The sequence below is a fragment of the Rhizobium sp. PvP014 genome (assembly GCF_017876855.1).
In the GTDB taxonomy this organism is placed as follows: Bacteria; Pseudomonadota; Alphaproteobacteria; order Rhizobiales; family Rhizobiaceae; genus Neorhizobium; species Neorhizobium soli.
Genome location: NZ_JAGIOT010000002.1, coordinates 2,541,965 through 2,555,475, shown reverse-complemented (window position 1 = coordinate 2,555,475; position 13,511 = coordinate 2,541,965). Strand labels below are relative to the sequence as shown.

Here is a 13,511-nt window from a genome sequence, read left to right as displayed (position 1 = left end):
GCTCCCGCATTACCTCACAAAAAACCCCCGCCTCCATTTCTGGAGGCGAGGAGTCTGATGTTCGATCGGTATAAGTGGTCGAGAGCTTAGGCGTGCTCGGCGGGTACCGGGAGCTTGTGGCCTTCCTCGTCCTCGTCGATGACGATGCCGCTGGCGGTGAGGAGCGACGTAAAGCGGCCGCCGCTGCGGCTCAGCTGGTCGTAGGTGCCCATTTCGGCAATCCGCCCACCCTCGAGGAAGATGACCTTGTTGGCGTCGCGGATGGTGGAGAGCCGGTGCGCGATGATGAACGTGGTGCGGTTCTGACGCAGCTTGTCGATCGCCGCCTTCACGCGCTGTTCCGTCTCCACATCAAGCGCCGAGGTTGCTTCGTCGAGAACGAGGATCGGTGCGTTTTTGAGGATCGCACGGGCGATGGCAATACGCTGGCGCTCTCCGCCCGACAGGCGGTTGCCACGCTCGCCGACCGTCGTGTCGTAGCCATTGAGACGCGTTCCGATGAATTCGGCCGCAGCGGCCGCTTCTGCCGCCCGGACGATGTCTTCCCGCGTTGCACCTTCTCGTCCCAGCTGGATGTTGTCGCTGATCGAGCGGTTGAGCAGGCCCGCGTCTTGGAACACGGTCGCGATGGAATGGCGCAGTGACTTGCGGGTGATGGTGCCGATATCCACGCCGTCGATCAGAATCTTGCCCTGCTGCGGATCATAGACCCGCTGCAGAAGATTGATCAGCGTCGTCTTGCCGGCACCGGTCGGGCCGACGATCGCAATCGTTTCCCCCGCTTGCGCGATGAACGATACGTCGTGAACGCCCTGGCTCGTGTTGGAGAAGCCGAAGGAGACGTCGCGGAACTCCACTTCGCCCCGGACCGTATCTCCCAGATCGCGTGCATCCGTCGGTTCGGCGCGCTCCTCGACGGAATCTTCCAGAACGAAGAAATCCTCGAGCTTGGCGCGGGCTTCGAAAATCTGGGTTGCGAACTGGCGCAGAAGATCGAGGCGGCCGATCAGAAGGTTGGCGAAGCCGATAAAGGCGACGACGTCACCGACGCGGATCTTGCCCTGTTGCACCAGCATGGTACCGATCACAAGGATCACGCCCATCGAGACCGTCGACGCCGTGCGGTTGAGGCCGCCGGCCAGCGCCCACCAGTCCAGCACCGGATACTGCGCCTTCAGCAGATCCTTGGTGTAGTTCTTGAGGGCCGAAGTTTCGGCTTCGATGCGGTTGTAGCTGTGAATCACAGAGACGTTGCTGATCGAATCGCTGACATGGCTGAAAACCTGGTGGTAATGGGTTTCGACCGCGGCCTGGCCTTCCTTCGTGCGCTTCATCACGGCAACGCCGATGATCCAGTAGAAGATGCTCAGAATGAGAAGCACGATGCTGAGGCGCCAATCCATCGAGATGGCGGTCGGAATCAGCAGCAGGATTGCAACGGCGGTCGCGAGATGCGTTCGCATGAATTCCAGCCACAGACCGAACAGGCTTTCGGAGGCACGCAGCAGCGTATGCAGCGCGTTCGACGTGCCGCGCTGGTGGTGCCAGGACAGCGGCATCGAAATGATGCGTCCGAAGGCCTCCGTCAGCAGCGAAGCGCGGCGCCCGTGGGCCAGACGGTCGGCCTCGCGTGCAACGAGCACGAATGCGACGGTATTGAAGACCCCGAAGCCCGCCCACAGAAGCAGAACGTTGGTGACGTCACTCTTGGAGGAGATCGCGTCGATGATTCGACCGAACAAGATCGGTTCGGCAATCGTGATGATGGCCAGAATAATGTTGGCGACGACGACCGCGGCGACCCGCCAGCGGTTCTTCGTCAGATATTGCAAAGCTCGGGCGTAAACTTGGAAGAGCGTCAACGGGCGCAACTCCTATTGAAGTGCAGGCATGAAACGATTGGCAGCATAGTTATGGCAAGGACAGGGCGAATCCGAGACGAACCTAGCCGGTGAACTTCTTTTCCGAAAATAATCCAGTGAGAGCAAGGGTTCGCCCGTAGTTAGGTTACCGATGCGGTATGCTGATGCCGATCCTGATCGCTGCGTCAATCACAAGATTTCGGCATGTACGTGGTATAAATGATAACTATGTTAAGCGGGCGGTCGGGTTCTATGCCGGCGTCGGTGTTTTATAAGAATAAAGCCGATCGTCGGGGAGACGGTCTGGGGGCGAATTTGAGCATCCAATTTGTTGTGCAGTTGCTTGTATTGGTTGAAGAGGCACGAACGACGAAGGAAGTGGCGAACAATCTTGCGTCACTCCTCAAAACCTACGGTTTCGAATTCTATGCAATCGTCCTGAGAAAAGGGCAAACGGATCCCGAGGGAATGACCTTGATCTCCCGCTGGCCGGACAGCTGGGTCGAGGTCTATCGCGCGCGCAAATATACCGTCATCGACCCTGTCATGCGGATGCTGAATGCGGCCCATCGCCCGTTCCGCTGGCGCGATTCGATCCTTGCCCTGAAGTCCGATCCGCATCGTTCGCGGATGGACCGGATGATGCAGGAAGCGGGCCGCCATGGTCTCGACGACGGCTACGTGTTTCCGATCCATGGACGCAACGGATTTCTCGGCAACATGATCATCGGCGGCAAACCGATCGATCTATCGCCGACCGAGATCTCACTGTTCGACACGGCCGCCAAGCGCATTTTCTGGAGACTGCTGGAGATCGCCGGCGACGCGACGGCGCTCGAAGCCTCGGCCAGACTGGATACCCAGCTCACCCGTCGCGAGATGGAAGTCATGGCGCTCCTTGCCGACGGCATGACATCGCACGAGATCGCGCGTTCGCTCGACATTTCCAACCACACGGTCGACTGGTATATCAACGGCCTCCAGGAAAAGCTGAAAGCGAAGAACCGACAGCATGTGGTGGCCATGGCATTTCGCCATGGGCTGGTGACCTGAAGCGTCCTTGACGCCGGCTATCGACCAAATAGCCCTTGCCTAATGCGGGAGATGTTGATCTCTTGCGGTGCACCATTCGAGGCACCTGGGGAGGCTTGTCTTGCCGATATCGAAAATTCTCGTCGCCAATCGCTCTGAAATCGCCATCCGCGTCTTTCGCGCCGCCAACGAGCTCGGCATCAAGACGGTGGCGATCTGGGCCGAGGAAGACAAGCTCTCGCTGCACCGGTTCAAGGCGGACGAAAGCTATCAGGTCGGTCGCGGTCCCCATCTGGACAAGGATATGGGCCCGATCGAGAGCTATCTTTCGATTGAAGAGGTAATCCGGGTTGCCAAGCTTTCGGGCGCCGATGCCATTCATCCAGGCTACGGCCTCCTGTCGGAAAGCCCCGAATTCGTCGATGCCTGCGACGCGGCGGGCATCATCTTCATCGGCCCGCGTCCGGATACGATGCGCCAGCTCGGCAACAAGGTGGCGGCGCGCAATCTTGCCATTTCGGTCGGCGTGCCCGTAGTTCCTGCCACCGAACCGCTGCCTGATGATATGGATGTCGTGGCGAAGATGGCCGAGGAGATCGGTTATCCGGTCATGCTCAAGGCGTCCTGGGGCGGCGGCGGTCGCGGCATGCGTGCCATCCGCGATCCGAAGGACCTCGCCAGGGAAGTCGTCGAGGCCAAGCGCGAAGCAAAAGCGGCCTTCGGCAAGGACGAGGTCTATCTCGAAAAGCTGGTCGAACGCGCCCGCCATGTGGAAAGCCAGATCCTTGGCGATACCCACGGCAATGTGGTGCACCTGTTCGAGCGCGACTGCTCGATCCAGCGGCGCAACCAGAAGGTCGTGGAACGCGCCCCGGCGCCTTATCTTTCCGAGGACCAGCGGGCCGAACTTGCCGCCTATTCGCTAAAGATCGCGGGCGCCACCAATTATGTCGGCGCCGGCACGGTCGAATATCTGATGGATAGCGACACCGGCAAATTCTACTTCATCGAGGTCAATCCGCGCATCCAGGTGGAACACACGGTGACCGAAGTCGTCACCGGTATCGATATCGTCAAGGCGCAGATCCACATCCTCGACGGCTTTGCCATCGGCACGCCGGAATCGGGCGTACCGGCCCAGGAGAACATCCGGCTGAACGGCCATGCGCTGCAGTGCCGCATCACCACCGAGGATCCCGAGCACAATTTCATTCCGGATTACGGCCGCATCACCGCCTATCGCTCGGCGTCGGGTTTCGGCATCCGTCTCGATGGCGGAACATCATATACGGGTGCGATCATCACCCGTTTCTACGATCCGCTGCTGGTCAAGGTCACCGCCTGGGCACCGCAGCCGCTGGAAGCGATCGCCCGCATGGACCGGGCGCTGCGCGAGTTCCGCATCCGCGGCGTGGCGACGAACCTCACCTTCCTCGAAGCCATCATCACGCACCCAAAATTCCGCGACAATTCCTATACGACGCGGTTTATCGATACGACGCCGGAACTGTTCGAACAGGTCAAGCGCGCCGACCGCGCCACCAAGCTCCTGACCTATCTGGCCGACGTCACCGTCAACGGTCATCCGGAAACCAAGGGTCGTCCGGCCCCGTCGGAAAAGGCTGCAAAGCCTGTTCTGCCGTATATCAATGGCGATATTCCCGCTGGAACCAAGCAGAAGCTGGATGAACTCGGCCCGAAGAAATTCGCCGAGTGGATGCGGGGCGAAAGCCGGGCGCTGATCACCGACACGACGATGCGCGACGGCCACCAGTCGCTGCTCGCTACCCGCATGCGGACCTATGACATCGCCCGCGTGGCCGGGGTCTATGCACGCGCGCTGCCGAACCTGTTCTCGCTGGAATGCTGGGGTGGTGCCACCTTCGACGTGTCGATGCGGTTCCTGACCGAGGACCCGTGGGAACGGCTGGCGTTGATCCGCGAGGCGGCGCCCAACATCTTGCTGCAGATGCTGCTGCGCGGCGCAAACGGCGTCGGCTACAAGAACTATCCCGACAATGTCGTGAAATACTTCGTCCAACAGGCCGCCAAGGGCGGCATCGATGTCTTCCGCGTGTTCGACTGCCTCAACTGGGTAGACAACATGCGCGTCTCGATGGACGCAGTGAACGAGGAGAACCGGCTCTGCGAAGCCGCGATCTGCTATACCGGCGATCTCCTGAATTCAGCGCGCCCGAAATACGACCTCAAATATTACGTCGCACTGGCGGAAGAACTCGAAAAGGCCGGCGCTCATATCATCGCGCTGAAGGATATGGCCGGCCTGCTGAAACCCGCGGCTGCCCGCGTCCTTTTCAAGGCACTACGCGAAGCGACCTCGCTGCCGATCCACTTCCACACGCATGACACGTCGGGCATCTCGGCTGCGACCGTGCTTGCGGCTGTCGATGCCGGCGTCGATGTCGTCGATGCGGCGATGGATGCGCTGTCGGGCAACACGTCGCAGCCCTGCCTCGGTTCGATCGTCGAGGCGCTGTCGCGAACCGACCGCGATACCGGGCTCGATCCGGAATGGATCCGCAAGATCTCGTTCTACTGGGAAGCGGTGCGCGGCCAGTATGCGGCCTTCGAGAGCGATCTCAAGGGTCCGGCGTCGGAAGTCTACCTGCATGAAATGCCGGGTGGCCAGTTTACCAACCTCAAGGAACAGGCCCGCTCGCTCGGTCTCGAGAGCAAGTGGCACAAGGTCGCCCAGACCTATGCGGACGTGAACCGGATGTTCGGCGATATCGTCAAGGTCACGCCATCGTCCAAGGTGGTCGGTGACATGGCGCTGATGATGGTCAGCCAGGATCTGAACGTGGCCGACGTCGAAAACCCGGCCAAGGACATCGCCTTCCCGGATTCGGTCGTGTCGATGCTGAAGGGCGATCTCGGCCAGCCTCCGGGCGGATGGCCGCAGGCGCTCCAGAAAAAAGCGCTGAAAGGCGATCAGCCTTATACCGACGTTCCCGGTTCGCTGCTTGCCCCCGCCGATCTCGATGCCGAGCGCAAGACGATCGAGGACAAGCTGGAGCGCAAGGTCGACGACTTCGAGTTCGCGTCGTATCTGATGTATCCGAAAGTGTTCACCGACTTCGCCTTGGCGTCAGACACCTACGGTCCGGTCTCCGTGTTGCCGACGCATGCCTATTTCTACGGGATTGCCGATGGCGAAGAGCTGTTTGCCGATATCGAACGCGGCAAGACGCTTGTTATCGTCAACCAGGCGACGAGTGCGCCGGATGCGCAGGGCATGGTCACCGCCTTTTTCGAACTGAACGGGCAGCCACGCCGCATCAAGGTTCCGGACCGGGCCCATGGCGGAAGCGGTTCGGCTGTGCGGGCAAAGGCCGATATCGGCAATCCCCTGCATCTGGGCGCGCCGATGCCGGGCGTCATTTCCCGCGTCTTCGTGGCGTCGGGTCAGGCGGTCAAGGCCGGTGACGTGCTTGTCTCCATCGAAGCGATGAAGATGGAAACCGCGCTGCACGCCGAAAAAGACGGCACGCTTGCCGAAGTGCTGGTCAAGGCCGGCGACCAGATCGACGCCAAGGATCTGCTCGTCGTCTACGGGGCCTGACGGGTCAAACTGTTGACGGCTCAGGCGCCCGCCGGTCCGTCCGATCCGTCCGCAGGTTGAGCGAGGCGATAGCGCCTCGCCGCCAGCCGCTCGCTGGCGACGATCAGCAGTCCGGCGCAGAAGATCAGTGCGGCACCGGCGGCGACATTGCTTGCGGGAATGTCCTGCCAGATGGCGTAGCCCAGCACGAACGCCCATATCAGCGAGGAATATTCGAACGGGGCAAGCACCGAGACCGGCGCCCGTCGCATCGCCTCGAACAGCGTCGCCTGGGCGGTGCCGCCGAGAATGCCGACGAGCGCCAGAAGCGCACCGCTTTTCAGATCGACCGGCTGCCATGTCAGCACGGCCATGACGAAGGTCATCACCACGAAGAAGAAGTTGGTGAGCGTCATCTGGACAAGGGTCTTCTCGTTCATCGCCGTCTTGCGCAAGAGAACGCTGCCGATGGCCCAGAGGATTGCCGCGAGGAGTGCGAGACCGACCGGGAGCGAAAGTGTCAACCCGGCCGGATTTGCGGCAATCACCACGCCGACGAAGCCGAGGATGATCGCCACCCAGCGGACCGCGGGCACCTTTTCGCGCAGAACCGGAATAGCAAGCAGGGTGGCGACGATCGGATTGGCGTAATAGATCGTCGTCAGTTCGGCCAATTGCAGGGACTTGGCTGCGGTGTAGAAAGAAACCCATGCGGCGAGAAGGATCACGCTGCGCACCATCATCGGCCGCACGATCGGCGAGCGGACAACGCGCGGGATGAAACCGCGTCCCCCGATGACGAGGCAGGCGATCAGAACCGTCAGGCTTCGGAAGAAAATGATCTGCCAGACGCCGACATCGACCACCAGCAGCTTGATCACCGCATCATGAAGCGTGAACACGAAGTAGGAGGTACTGACGAGAAGAATGCCGCTGCCGATGCTGGATTTCAAGAAAGTCACACGCCGGATACCGACGCCTCATATCATTGCATATCCGAATGCTTAAGGCGTTCTGCAGCGATTGCAATCAGCTTCGTCGCGCTCCATCCGTCGTTGCTAAAGGGGTGACAAGCGTGAACCGGAGACATAAATCGTGAAACTCATGCTGAGCGCGGAAGATTGCAATCTAAATCGATTTAAATAAATCTCAGCGCCTGGAGGAAGCAACCTGATGAACGATTTGTCTTCGCCGGCGGAAGCCAAGACCCGACGTGCTTTCATCACACCGGAGCGGATCGGCGTATCGCTGCTGTTTCTGATGAACGGCTTCATGATCGGTGCCTGGGCGCCAAAGATCCCGGAATTTGCGGCACGTCTGGAGCTGAGCGAAAAGTCGCTCGGCGTGATGATCCTGATTTTCGGGTTAGGCTCCATCGTGATGATGCCGATCGCCGGCAGCCAGATCGCAAGGTTCGGATCGAGCATTGTCTCCAAGGTCACCGCGGTCCTGCTGACGCCGACGCTTCTTCTGCTGTCGCTGATTGGCAGCATCTGGAGCGGAGCGGTTGCGTTGTTTCTGTTCGGCGGCCTGATCGGCGCGATGGATGTGGCAATGAATGCCAATGCCGTTGCGACTGAGAAAGGCATGCGCCGCGCGATCATGTCATCCTGCCACGCGTTCTGGAGCCTCGGCGGCCTGCTCGGCGCCTCGACCGGTGGCTTTCTTCTCGAACGGATCGGCGTTCTTCCGCATGCGCTTTTCGTAACCGTCGTCGCCGCCGTCATGATCGCCGTCGCCTGGAAAATGGTGCTTCAGGATGCGCCGCATCCGGAGGAGAGGGCGGCCGGGGCCGGACGCCGCCTGCCGTCGTCACCGCTTCCCTGGCTGCTCGGAATCATGGCGCTGTTCTGCATGATCCCCGAGGGATCCATTCTTGATTGGGGCGCGCTTTACATGCGCAACGAGCTGTCGGCCTCGCTGACGCTGTCCGGCTTCGCCTTTGCGGCTTTCTCCTTCACGATGGCGGCGATGCGTTTTGCCGGCGATCTCATCCGCGACCGGTTCGGTGCCGTCAATACGCTTAGGGTCTGCGGCGTCATCGCCATGCTGGGCATGCTGACGATCGGTTTTGCGACCAGTTCGACAATGGCCATTGCAGGCTTTGCTATCGCCGGCATCGGCATTTCGAACATCGTGCCGATCCTGTTTTCCGCGGCCGGCAATCTGCCGGGCATGGCAGCGGGCGTCAGTTTGTCCGTGGTCACCACGATGGGCTATTCCGGAATTCTCGTTGCACCTTCGGCAATCGGCTTTATCGCTGAGCATACGGGACTTGGCAGCATTTTCGCGGGATTGTCGGTGCTGATCCTGGTGACGCTGCTTCTCTCGAACCTTGCAAGGCATGCGGACGGCGCGCATCACTGACCCAACTATTCATGGCCGCTGGTTGACAAGCCGGCGGTCATACGCCACCTGAAAGACGGTTTATGCCCCCAGTTAGCCCCAGGGCAAAGGCAACGAGACGATCCCATGAACGCACCGATTGAATATGACCCGAAGCCCCGCCGCGCCACGGTTGCCGTCGATGTCGGCGGTGTGATCGTCGGTGGTGGTGCGCCCGTCGTCGTCCAGTCGATGACCAATACCGATACGGCGGATGTGGATGCGACCGTTGCGCAGGTTGCGGCGCTCTACAAGGCAGGCTCCGAGATCGTCCGCATCACCGTCGATCGCGACGAGAGCGCTGCCGCCGTGCCGAAGGTGCGCGAGCGTCTGCTGCGCCTCGGCCTCGACGTGCCGTTGATCGGCGATTTCCATTATATCGGCCACAAGCTGCTGGCCGATCATCCGGCCTGCGCCGAGGCGCTCGCAAAATACCGCATCAACCCGGGCAATGTCGGTTTCAAGGACAAGAAGGACAAGCAGTTCGGCGACATCATCGAGATGGCGATCCGTTACGACAAGCCTGTTCGCATCGGCGTCAACTGGGGTTCGCTCGACCAGGATCTTCTGACGACGCTGATGGACCGCAATTCCGAAGCCGGTTCGCCGCTGTCTGCCCGCCAGGTCATGCATGAGGCGATCGTCCAGTCGGCGCTGATTTCGGCCGAGCTTGCGGAAAGCATCGGCCTGCCGCGCAACCGGATCATTCTGTCCGCAAAAGTCAGCCAGGTGCAGGATCTGATCGCCTGCTATTCGATGCTGGCCGAGCGCTCCAACCATGCGCTGCATCTGGGCCTGACAGAGGCCGGCATGGGCACCAAGGGCATCGTCGCCTCGTCGGCCGCCATGGGCTATGTCCTGCAGCACGGCATCGGCGATACGATCCGGGTGTCGCTGACGCCGGAACCGAATGGTGACCGCACCCGCGAAGTGCAGGTTGCGCAGGAAATCCTGCAGGTCATGGGGTTCCGCCAGTTCATTCCGGTGGTTGCCGCTTGTCCCGGCTGCGGGCGCACCACGTCGACGGTGTTCCAGGAGCTGGCCCAGAACATCCAGAACGATATCCGCAAGAACATGCCGATCTGGCGCGAAAAGTATCCGGGCGTCGAGGCGCTGAACGTCGCCGTCATGGGCTGCATCGTCAACGGCCCCGGCGAAAGCAAGCATGCCGATATCGGCATCTCGCTGCCCGGCACTGGCGAGACGCCTGCCGCCCCGATCTTTATCGACGGTCAGAAGGCGATGACGCTGCGCGGCCCCAATATCGCTCAGGATTTCGAAAAGCTGGTGATCGATTACATCGAGAACCGCTTCGGCCAGAAAACCGCCGCCGAGTAAGCGTCATTCCCGGATAGGGATAATTCCTTATCCCGGCTGCCGCTGCCTCTCCTCGCTATTGCCGTATTTCATGGTAAATGAGGGGTACTACGGACGACGGGGAAACTGATTCATATGTTGAAAAAAATTGCTATCGTCGCAGCTTGCGCGACGTATCTCTCTGCCTGCACGACGACCGATCCCTATACGGGTCAGCAGAAAATGTCGAACACGGCTGGTGGCGCTGCCATCGGTGCCGGTCTCGGCGCGGTCGGCGGTCTGTTGATCGGCGGCGGCAACAAGGGCCGCAATGCGCTGATCGGCGCTGCGATCGGTGGCCTCGCCGGTGGCGCCATCGGCAATTACATGGACCGCCAGGAAGCCGAACTGCGCCAGCAGCTGCAGGGAACCGGCGTATCGGTGACCCGCAACGGCGACCGCATCATTCTAAACATGCCGTCGAACATCACCTTTGCCACCGATCAGGATCAGGTGATCCCGCCGTTCTATGCCACGCTCGATTCGGTTGCGATCGTACTCAACAAGTTCGGCAAGACCTATATCGACGTCAACGGTCACACGGATTCGACCGGCAGCCTGCAGCACAACCAGGCGCTTTCGGAACGCCGTGCCGTCTCGGTCGCCAACTATCTCGGTGGTCGCGGCGTCGATCAACGCCGTGTCTCGACCATGGGCTACGGCCCGTCGCAGCCAGTCGCTTCCAACGCCTCGCCGGATGGTCGCGCCCAGAACCGCCGCGTCGAAGTCGCGATCGCGCCGATCGAGCAGGGCTGAGTTCGCTTGAAAGTAGACGAGCCGGTCAGATCCGGCTCGTCAGCAGTTTCACGCCGGCAATGCTGTAGAAGACGGCCATGGTGCCTTCGATCCAGCGCCGCGCGGCCTTGTAGCCGCGAAGCGCGTGGCGGGTCGAAAACAGAACCGCATATCCGGTGAAGATGACCAGGCTCGAGCTCGAGCAGATGCCGACGATCAGCATGATCGCCGAAGGTGGTGCATCCGCGGGCAGGCCGAGCGAAATGATCGCCAGCCAGCCGAAGATTGCCTTCGGATTGGTGACGTGGATGGCATAGCCGCGCAGCCAGAGTTGCCTTGCCGTATAGGACGTCCTGCTCTCGCTCGATGCGGTCTCGATATCCGGGGTCCGCGCCGAGCGGTATGCCTTCCAGGCGAGATAGATCAGATAGAGCCCGCCGAGAACCTTCATGATTTCGAGCGCGATCGCGTAGCTGCGCAGGACTGCGGCGAGCCCTAGTGCGGCAGCGCAGGCCCAGGTCAGCGAGCCGCAGAAGACGCCCAGTGCCAGGATCACGCCGTTGCGACGGCCATGCGAAATCGCCATCCCGATAATGGCGAAATTGGCAGGTCCGGGGCTGAGGACGGCGATGAGATAGGCGAGATAGGCTGGCCAGATATAGGGCAGGTAGGCGAATACATCCGGCATACTTTACTCCTCGGGTCTGATCCGGGAGGCTTGCCGTTGTCCCGTCTCGTCAGTTCTGACGGCTGGCGATAAAGCGCGCCGTCTGCTGCAGAATAAATGCCTTTTCGCCGTAGGGCGCAAGCAGGTCGACGGCCTCTGCCGTCAGCGCATCGAGCTTCTCTTCCGCCCAGCCTGTGCCATGCATGGCAACCAGCGTGCCCTTGCCGCGGGCGGCATCCTTGCCGGTCGCCTTGCCCATGGTCTCGGCATCGGAGGTGATGTCGAGAAGATCATCGGCGAGCTGGAAAGCAAGCCCGATGACCTGGCCGAATTTTCTGAGGCGCTGACGATGTTCCTGATCTGCACCGGCGATGATGGCACCTGCCTCGCAGGCGAAACGGATCAGCGCGCCGGTCTTCATCGCCTGCAGCGTGGTGATGCCGGCCTCGTCCGGTGCCGATTTCTCCGCAGCCAGATCGAGCGCCTGGCCACCCACCATGCCGCCGGAACCGGCTGCGCGGGCAAGGGCCAGAACAAGTTCCGTCTTTGCCCGGTCCGGCAGCGCGGTCTCAGGCGCTGCGATAATGTCGAAGGCGTAGGTCAGCAGGCTGTCGCCGGCCAAGATCGCGGTCGCCTCGTCGAATGCCCTGTGCACCGTTGGCTGGCCACGGCGAAGGTCGTCGTCGTCCATGGCGGGAAGGTCGTCGTGGATGAGCGAATAACAGTGGAGACATTCGAGCGCCGCGCCGATGCGCATGGCGGCCTGTTCGTTTCCATCCAGCAAAAGGGCGCTTTCGCGCAGCAGGAACGGCCGCAGCCGCTTTCCGCCATTGAGCGAGCCGTGGCGCATCGCGGCCATCAGATGGGCCGGGCGCGTGACTTCGTCGGGCAGCGTTTCGTCCGAAAGAAGCGACACAAGCAGCGCCTCGGTGGCGACTGCGCTGTCTTTCAACCCTCTTTCGAATGCAGGATCGGTCGTGTTCATGCCGGGCTGTTTGGCATGAGGCGACGATACAGGCAATGTCGATTTACCAGCATTGCCGAAGTTTCAGCCGGTGGACTGGCCTTCGAAAGCGCCACCGGCTATGAAACTTTAAACGGGCGGGTAGAAGCACCTTGGATATCGCACCTGAACAGCATGCCGAAGAAGACGAACCCGTGAGGCCCGCACGACGGTTTCGCCTGCCTAACACCACGTGGCTCCGGCGCGTCATCCTGTTCGTCATTGCGCTGGTGGCGCTGCCCTATCTTCTCATCCCGGTCTATGCGCTGCCATTCACGCGGCCGGTGTCCACCCTCATGCTGTCGGAACTGTTTCTTCTGCGCGGGTATGACCGCCAGTGGGTTGATATCGAGGACATCTCGCCCAATCTCGTGCGGGCCGTGATGATGTCGGAGGACGGCCAGTTCTGTTTCCACGGCGGCGTCGACTGGCGCCAGATGCGCGGCGTCGTGCAGGATGCACTGGACGGCGAGGCAACGCGTGGCGCGAGCACCATTCCGATGCAGACGGCCAAAAACCTGTTTCTATGGAACGGCCGCTCCTTCATCCGTAAAGGGCTGGAACTGCCGCTGGCGCTGGCTGAGGATTTCATTTGGCCGAAATGGCGGTTGATGGAAATCTATCTCAACGTCGCAGAATGGGGACCTGGCATCTATGGTGCGGAAGCGGCCGCGCAGTATCATTTCAAGGTGCCAGCTGCCAAGCTCAGTGCCCGGCAGGCCGCGTTGCTTGCCGTCGCACTTCCCAATCCGCACACGCGGGTCGCCAGCAAGCCCGGCCGCGGAATGCAGCGGCTGGCCGGTGTCGTGGAACGGCGCGCGCGCGCATCCAGCGATTACATCAAATGCATTTATGGGTGACGTCAAAACTAAGCGTTAAACGTCCCTCATGTCATCTGTCAGTATCGAC

10 protein-coding genes are annotated in these 13,511 nt (G+C 61.1%); 6 read left to right on the top strand and 4 right to left on the bottom strand.

Annotated elements, in window-relative coordinates; genetic code table 11:
* Positions 1-86: 86 nt before the first annotated feature.
* Positions 87-1,862, bottom strand: coding sequence for a glucan ABC transporter ATP-binding protein/ permease (locus J3A65_RS16980; RefSeq protein ID WP_209902414.1), 1,776 nt, complete (start codon positions 1,860-1,862; stop codon positions 87-89).
* Between the two features lie 315 nt (positions 1,863-2,177).
* On the opposite strand from J3A65_RS16980, the gene J3A65_RS16975 reads away from it, so the two are divergent.
* The gene (locus J3A65_RS16975) at positions 2,178-2,915 is read left to right on the top strand and encodes a LuxR family transcriptional regulator (RefSeq protein WP_062462620.1); all 738 of its coding nucleotides are present in this window, start codon (positions 2,178-2,180) and stop codon (positions 2,913-2,915) included.
* Between the two features lie 100 nt (positions 2,916-3,015).
* Entirely contained in the window at positions 3,016-6,477 is a 3,462-nt protein-coding gene (pyc, locus tag J3A65_RS16970) for a pyruvate carboxylase (protein WP_209902412.1), read from the top strand.
* A 20-nt stretch (positions 6,478-6,497) separates the two neighbouring features.
* Here the strand turns inward: pyc and J3A65_RS16965 are convergent, their stop codons facing one another.
* On the bottom strand, positions 6,498-7,409 hold the full coding sequence (locus J3A65_RS16965) for a DMT family transporter (RefSeq protein ID WP_062462167.1): 912 nt from the start codon (positions 7,407-7,409) through the stop codon (positions 6,498-6,500).
* Between the two features lie 220 nt (positions 7,410-7,629).
* On the opposite strand from J3A65_RS16965, the gene J3A65_RS16960 reads away from it, so the two are divergent.
* The 3 genes from J3A65_RS16960 (at position 7,630) to J3A65_RS16950 (ending at position 10,953) form a co-directional block, all read left to right on the top strand.
* A complete protein-coding gene (locus J3A65_RS16960; RefSeq protein ID WP_209902410.1) occupies positions 7,630-8,823 on the top strand; it encodes an MFS transporter in 1,194 nt (397 codons plus the stop codon).
* A gap of 105 nt (positions 8,824-8,928) precedes the next feature.
* Positions 8,929-10,179, top strand: coding sequence for a flavodoxin-dependent (E)-4-hydroxy-3-methylbut-2-enyl-diphosphate synthase (gene ispG, locus J3A65_RS16955; RefSeq protein ID WP_113165653.1), 1,251 nt, complete (start codon positions 8,929-8,931; stop codon positions 10,177-10,179).
* A 114-nt stretch (positions 10,180-10,293) separates the two neighbouring features.
* Positions 10,294-10,953, top strand: coding sequence for an OmpA family protein (locus tag J3A65_RS16950; protein ID WP_062462176.1), 660 nt, complete (start codon positions 10,294-10,296; stop codon positions 10,951-10,953).
* A 25-nt stretch (positions 10,954-10,978) separates the two neighbouring features.
* Here the strand turns inward: J3A65_RS16950 and J3A65_RS16945 are convergent, their stop codons facing one another.
* Together J3A65_RS16945 and J3A65_RS16940 are read right to left on the bottom strand one after the other, a co-directional pair.
* Positions 10,979-11,620, bottom strand: coding sequence for a LysE family translocator (locus J3A65_RS16945; RefSeq protein WP_062462179.1), 642 nt, complete (start codon positions 11,618-11,620; stop codon positions 10,979-10,981).
* Positions 11,621-11,669: 49 nt separating this feature from the next.
* Positions 11,670-12,584 carry a polyprenyl synthetase family protein gene (locus tag J3A65_RS16940; protein WP_209902407.1) on the bottom strand — a complete coding sequence of 305 codons (915 nt, stop codon included), beginning with the start codon at positions 12,582-12,584 and terminating at the stop codon, positions 11,670-11,672.
* A gap of 131 nt (positions 12,585-12,715) precedes the next feature.
* Here J3A65_RS16940 and mtgA point away from each other — a divergent pair, with 131 nt between their 5' ends.
* Positions 12,716-13,462 carry a monofunctional biosynthetic peptidoglycan transglycosylase gene (mtgA, locus tag J3A65_RS16935; protein WP_113165656.1) on the top strand — a complete coding sequence of 249 codons (747 nt, stop codon included), beginning with the start codon at positions 12,716-12,718 and terminating at the stop codon, positions 13,460-13,462.
* The last annotated feature ends 49 nt before the right edge of the window (positions 13,463-13,511 follow it).

Excerpts from the sequence above, each read along its gene's own strand:
- J3A65_RS16960 (WP_209902410.1), top strand. The coding sequence starts at position 7,630 with ATGAACGATTTGTCTTCGCCGGCGGAAGCCAAGACCCGACGTGCTTTC.
- ispG (WP_113165653.1), top strand. The coding sequence starts at position 8,929 with ATGAACGCACCGATTGAATATGACCCGAAGCCCCGCCGCGCCACGGTT.
- J3A65_RS16950 (WP_062462176.1), top strand. The coding sequence starts at position 10,294 with ATGTTGAAAAAAATTGCTATCGTCGCAGCTTGCGCGACGTATCTCTCT.
- J3A65_RS16945 (WP_062462179.1), bottom strand. The coding sequence starts at position 11,620 with ATGCCGGATGTATTCGCCTACCTGCCCTATATCTGGCCAGCCTATCTC.
- J3A65_RS16940 (WP_209902407.1), bottom strand. The coding sequence starts at position 12,584 with ATGAACACGACCGATCCTGCATTCGAAAGAGGGTTGAAAGACAGCGCA.